Source organism: Roseateles sp., assembly GCF_031397715.1.
Taxonomy (GTDB): domain Bacteria; phylum Pseudomonadota; class Gammaproteobacteria; order Burkholderiales; family Burkholderiaceae_C; genus Paucibacter_A.
In genome coordinates this window covers 1-4,750 of the sequence record NZ_JANNMI010000384.1, presented here as the reverse complement: position 1 = coordinate 4,750, position 4,750 = coordinate 1, and the positions used below count along the sequence as shown (strand labels likewise).

At 65.8% G+C, this 4,750-nt stretch carries 5 protein-coding genes and 1 pseudogene; 4 read left to right on the top strand and 2 right to left on the bottom strand.

Annotated elements, in window-relative coordinates:
- A partial coding sequence (locus tag RMO57_RS16650) for a hypothetical protein (protein WP_310388502.1) occupies positions 1-447 on the bottom strand: 447 nt, incomplete at its 3' end.
- Positions 448-460: 13 nt separating this feature from the next.
- On the bottom strand, positions 461-784 hold the full coding sequence (locus RMO57_RS16645; RefSeq protein ID WP_310388500.1) for a hypothetical protein: 324 nt from the start codon (positions 782-784) through the stop codon (positions 461-463).
- 459 nt (positions 785-1,243) lie between these two features.
- On the opposite strand from RMO57_RS16645, the pseudogene RMO57_RS16640 reads away from it, so the two are divergent.
- The 4 genes and pseudogenes from RMO57_RS16640 to RMO57_RS16625 all read left to right on the top strand — a co-directional run.
- Positions 1,244-1,390 (top strand): annotated as a pseudogene (locus RMO57_RS16640) (transposase); the annotation flags it as partial.
- 268 nt (positions 1,391-1,658) lie between these two features.
- Positions 1,659-2,480, top strand: a complete 822-nt coding sequence (locus tag RMO57_RS16635) for an SGNH/GDSL hydrolase family protein (RefSeq protein ID WP_310388498.1) — start codon at positions 1,659-1,661, stop codon at positions 2,478-2,480.
- Positions 2,481-2,497: 17 nt separating this feature from the next.
- Positions 2,498-3,880 (top strand): NAD-dependent succinate-semialdehyde dehydrogenase, encoded by a 1,383-nt coding sequence (locus RMO57_RS16630; protein ID WP_310388495.1) that lies wholly within the window; start codon positions 2,498-2,500, stop codon positions 3,878-3,880.
- Between the two features lie 16 nt (positions 3,881-3,896).
- The coding region (locus RMO57_RS16625; protein ID WP_310388493.1) for a zinc-dependent alcohol dehydrogenase at positions 3,897-4,750 on the top strand (854 nt) is incomplete at its 3' end.

Here is a 4,750-nt window from a genome sequence, read left to right as displayed (position 1 = left end):
CAATGGGCCGAGATTCACGGCGGTGACTTCGTAATAGGTGAAGGTCTTGTTGTATCGTCCCTGCCAGACCGCCTCGTTCAGCACCACGGTGAACTTGTTGCCGCGCCGTTCGATCTTCTCGATCCACACGCGGTCGTTGTCGTCGAGTTGCTCGGTGCGAAGAATGAGCCAGTTGTTGTCCTTGTCGGTCAGTTCGACCTTAGCCTTCAGAAGCTTCTCGGCCCAGTCGTCCAGCGCCATCCTGGCGGGCTTCTGCTCGATGGGCGGAGCGTGTTGCAGGCGGGCGTCATCGCTCCATTTGCCGCTGTCACCACGCACCTGTTGCACGCTGTCGTGTAGAGCGGCGCGTTTGGACCGATCATTGGACTCCTTGGTCCAGTCTTGCGCGTGGAGCGGTATGGATACAATCGCAAGCGAAACGACGATCATCACGATGATTTTTTTCATATCGATATTTCCGTTACGTCTTCTTCTGCAACCGATACAGCTTGGTATACGTCCGGATGAACAAGCTGCCGTTCGCGATGGCTGGCGTGGCCCAGGCGAAGTCGTCGAGCTTGTTTTTGCGGATGACGTTGAACTTGGAGCCGTCGTCGACGACATACGTGGTGCCGTCTTCGTTGAGCAGAAACACCTTGCCGTTGTACGCCCACGGCGATGCGTAGAAGCGGCCGCCGCCGGTTTCCAGACGTTCGCGCGGAAAGACCGTCTCGCCTGTTTTGGCGTTGAAGCAGGTCAAGAGTCCCGCGTCGAAGAGCACGTATAGCCGCTCGCCGCTGATCAAGTAGCCGGGATGAATGCTCGAGCCGCGCGGCTGCGACCAGGCGATCCACTTGTTACGCGTCTCGCCGTCCTTCAGGCTGATGTCGCCGGAGCCAAGTCGGTGCTGGCCGGTGGTGGCGCGGTAAGCGGGGTGGTCATAGGCACCGCCATCGGCGTTGTGGTGGGCGGCCCGGTGGGCGCGGTGGTCGGTAGCGCGCTGGGTGCCGTCGCCGGCGCGCTGGGGGGTGCCGCCGCCGGGGCCGTCATGCAGCCGGGAGATTCGAGCCGCGTTGAGCCGTTGTCTGAGGGCAACCCGCCGGACTCGCGTGTCCGCCCCAGTACCGGCGGTGACGTGAAGCCGTGAGCGACGGGTTTGGGCTCGCGGTGCACCGGCGATGCAGTCGTCTCCCGTTCACCACGCGCTGCTGCCGACGCACCGGCTCCCTGTGAAGTCGACGCTAGCGACGGTGACATGTTGGGCGAGATCGGTGATCTGAGTCGATTGGCACAGCCCCGCAAACTCATGCGTTACCTGGGCCTGCTGCCGTCGGAATACTCCAGCGGGGATCGGGCCAAACGAGGCAGCATCACCATGACAGGCAACCGCCACGCGTGGCGCTCAGCAACGCCCGGCGAACCTGGGTGAGTCGAGGCGGCTGGGGGTCATCGGGGCGGCAGCTGGTGGCCATGTCACATGACCCGCTTCACTTGATAGTTATGCAATGCATTTGGAGCCAACGGGCAATCCTGCCGCCTGGGCTTCTCGCCATGAAGCAAACCAGGTGGCTTCCGTTCGAGAGCGCACAGTCGCGGCGGGCGCCGGCCTTTACGGTGTCTCGTCACGCTCTCGCGTGCGAACAAAAGTGCGTCGATTTTCAAACCTTGAGGCCGCCGCAATGCGACAAGCACCCCGTGATGGACAAGGCATTCCGAGAGGCCCTTGTTGGCAACGCCTGCTGCTGCTCTGGCTGCTCGGGCCGCTGCTGTGGCTGCAGGCCCGGCATGTGCGCCGCATCACGCCGCGCCTGCCCGAGCCGCCGGGGCAGCGCGCCGGCAGCGCCGGCCAGGGCTCGTTGATCCGCCTGCTTGTGGCGGGCGACTCGGGCGCTGCCGGCGTCGGGGCCCCGTCACAGGAGCAGGCGCTGTGTGGCCAACTGGTGCAGCGCCTAAGCCAGCACCACCGGGTTGAGTGGTGCGTGCTGGCGGTCAATGGGCTGGACTCTCCGGGCCTGCACCAATTGCTGCAAGACACACCTCACGCGGCCTTCGATGTGGTCGTGCTGTCGATGGGCGCCAATGACGCCACCGCCTTGTGCGCGCCCTTGCAATGGGCGCGCTGGCAGAGCCGCTTGGCCGAGCTCATCGCTCTGCGCTTCGGGCCGGCCTTGCTGATGCACAGCGCCGTGCCGCCGATGCATGCCTGCTTGGCACTGCCGCAGCCGCTGCGCTGGTTCATGGGCCGCTGGGCGCAGCAAATGAACCAAAGCCTGGCGGCGCTGCTGATCGAAGAGGAGGGGCGCAGCATGCATTGGCACCCCAGCACGACAACCATGGCCGGCATGGCCGCCGACGGCATTCACCTCAGCCCTGAAGGTTATGCGGCCTGGGCCGAGGGCCTCAGCCAGCACATCTTGGCCGCGCAGGTCGCTGTGCGGCAGCGCACAGACCTCGGCCAGCTCGGCGCGCAGGCTAGGCCGTACTTTCACCAGTCGCACTGACCTAAGGACACGACCCCATGGCCTACCAAAGCATCAACCCCAATGACGGCAAGCTGATCAAGAGCTTCGAGCCTATGAGCGCGGCGCAGCTCGACGCAGCGCTGGCCGCCGCCGACGAATGCTTCCAAAGCTGGAAACACAAGTCTTATGCAGAGCGTGCGGCTGTCGTCAACCAGGCCGCCGCCTTGCTGCATGCCCATGTCGACGATTTCGCCCGGCTGGCCACGCTGGAGATGGGCAAGCGCATCGACGAAGCACGCGGCGAGGTCAAGTTCAGCGCCAACATCCTGGCCTATTACGCAGAACATGCGCAGCGCCTGCTCGCGCCGGTGACGTTGCAACCCAAGCAGGGCCAAGCGCAGATGGAAAGCTCGCCGCTTGGTGTGCTGTTTTGCGTCGAGCCCTGGAACTTCCCTTATTACCAACTCGCCCGTGTCGCCGGCCCGCAGCTGATGGCCGGCAATGTGCTGGTGGTCAAGCATGCCGGCTGCGTGCCGCAATGCGCGATCGCCTTCGAGCGCTTGCTGCTCGACGCCGGCGCGCCGGTTGGCGCCTACACGAATTTGCTGATCTCCTACGAGCAGTCAGACCGCGTCATTGACGACCCACGCGTCAAGGGCGTGGCGCTGACCGGCAGCCTGGACGCCGGGCGGCTGGTGGCAGCCCGTGCCGGCCAGAACCTGAAGAAATCGACCATGGAGCTGGGCGGCAGCGACGCCTTCATCGTGCTTGAAGACGCCGACCTCGACCTGGTAATCCCCTGGGCCGTCTGGGGCCGCATGTACAACGCCGGCCAGACCTGCTGCGCGGCCAAACGCTTCATCGTGCTCGACGCCGTCGCCGATGAATTCCTGGCCCGCTTCAAAGCGGCCTTGCAGGCGCTGCAGCCCGGCGACCCGATGCTGAGCGCCACCACGCAAGGCCCGCTGTCCACCGAGGCCGCCTTGCTGCAAGTGCTGGCGCAGGTGGACGCGGCGGTGCAGGCCGGTGCCAGCCTGCTGATGGGCGGCAAGCGGCTGGACCGGCCGGGCTTTTTCATGCAGGCCACCATTCTGGGCGATATCGCGCCCGACAACCCGGCCTTTCGCGCGGAGTTCTTCGGCCCGGTGGCCTCGTTTTATCGCGTACCCAGCGAGGCAGCAGCGATCGCGTTGGCCAATGACTGCGACTTCGGCCTGGGTGGCTCGGTCTGGACGCGCGACGCGGCGCGCGGCATGCGCGTGGCCAGCCGGGTCGACACCGGCATGATGTTTGTCAACAACCTCGACTGGACCGATGCCGAGCTGCCCTTCGGCGGCATCAAGCATTCGGGCTATGGCCGCGAGCTGGGCGCCATGGGCATCGAAGAATTCGTCAACAAGAAACTCGTGCGCAGCGGCCAATTTGCTGCGCCGGTTTGAGCGCGGAGACCTGCACATGGACAAGCAAGCAAGCGGCAAGATGCAAGCCGCGCAGGTCGAGCAGTTCGGCCAAGCGCTGGTGCTGAAGGAGATCGCCATTCCCACACCCGGCCCGGGCCAAATCCTGGTCAAGACCGAGGCCTGCGGCGTCTGCCACACCGACCTGCATGCCGCCGGCGGCGACTGGCCGCTGAAGCCCAGCTTGCCCTTCACACCGGGCCATGAAGGCATCGGCATCGTGACGGCCTTGGGCGCTGGCGTCACCGCGGTGCAGCTGGGCGAGCGGGTCGGCGTGCCCTGGCTGTACTCGGCCTGTGGGCATTGCGAGTTTTGCCTGGCGGCGCAAGAACCCGTCTGCGCCGAGGCGCAGTTCGGTGGCTACACCCGCAACGGCGGCTTTGCCGAATACATCCTGGCGGACCCGAACTATGTCGCGCATATCCCGGCCGGCCTGGCCGCACGCGACGCGGCGCCGCTGATTTGCGCCGGCGTCACCTCATACAAGGGCCTGAAGGAAACGCAGGCCCGGCCCGGGCAATGGGTGGTGATCTCGGGCATTGGCGGCCTGGGCCACCTGGCGGTGCAGTACGCCAAGGCGATGGGCCTCTTGGTCTGCGCGGTGGATATTGACGACGGCAAGCTGGAACATGCGCGGCGCTTGGGGGCCGACGCCGTGGTCAACGCCAAAAGCGGCGCCAAAAGCGGCGCCAACAGCGGCGACCCGGTGGCGGCGGTGCGCCAAGTCACCGGCGGCGGCGCGCATGGCGTGCTGATCACCGCACCCTCGTTGCCGGCCTTCAAGCAAGGCGTGGGCATGACGCGCAAGCACGGTTGCTGCGTGCTGGTGGGCCTGCCGCCGGGCGAGTTCCC

What these genes read in the sequence shown, in the direction of transcription:
- RMO57_RS16635 (WP_310388498.1), top strand. Translation starts at nt 1,659, where the DNA reads ATGCGACAAGCACCCCGTGATGGACAAGGCATTCCGAGAGGCCCTTGT.
- RMO57_RS16630 (WP_310388495.1), top strand. Translation starts at nt 2,498, where the DNA reads ATGGCCTACCAAAGCATCAACCCCAATGACGGCAAGCTGATCAAGAGC.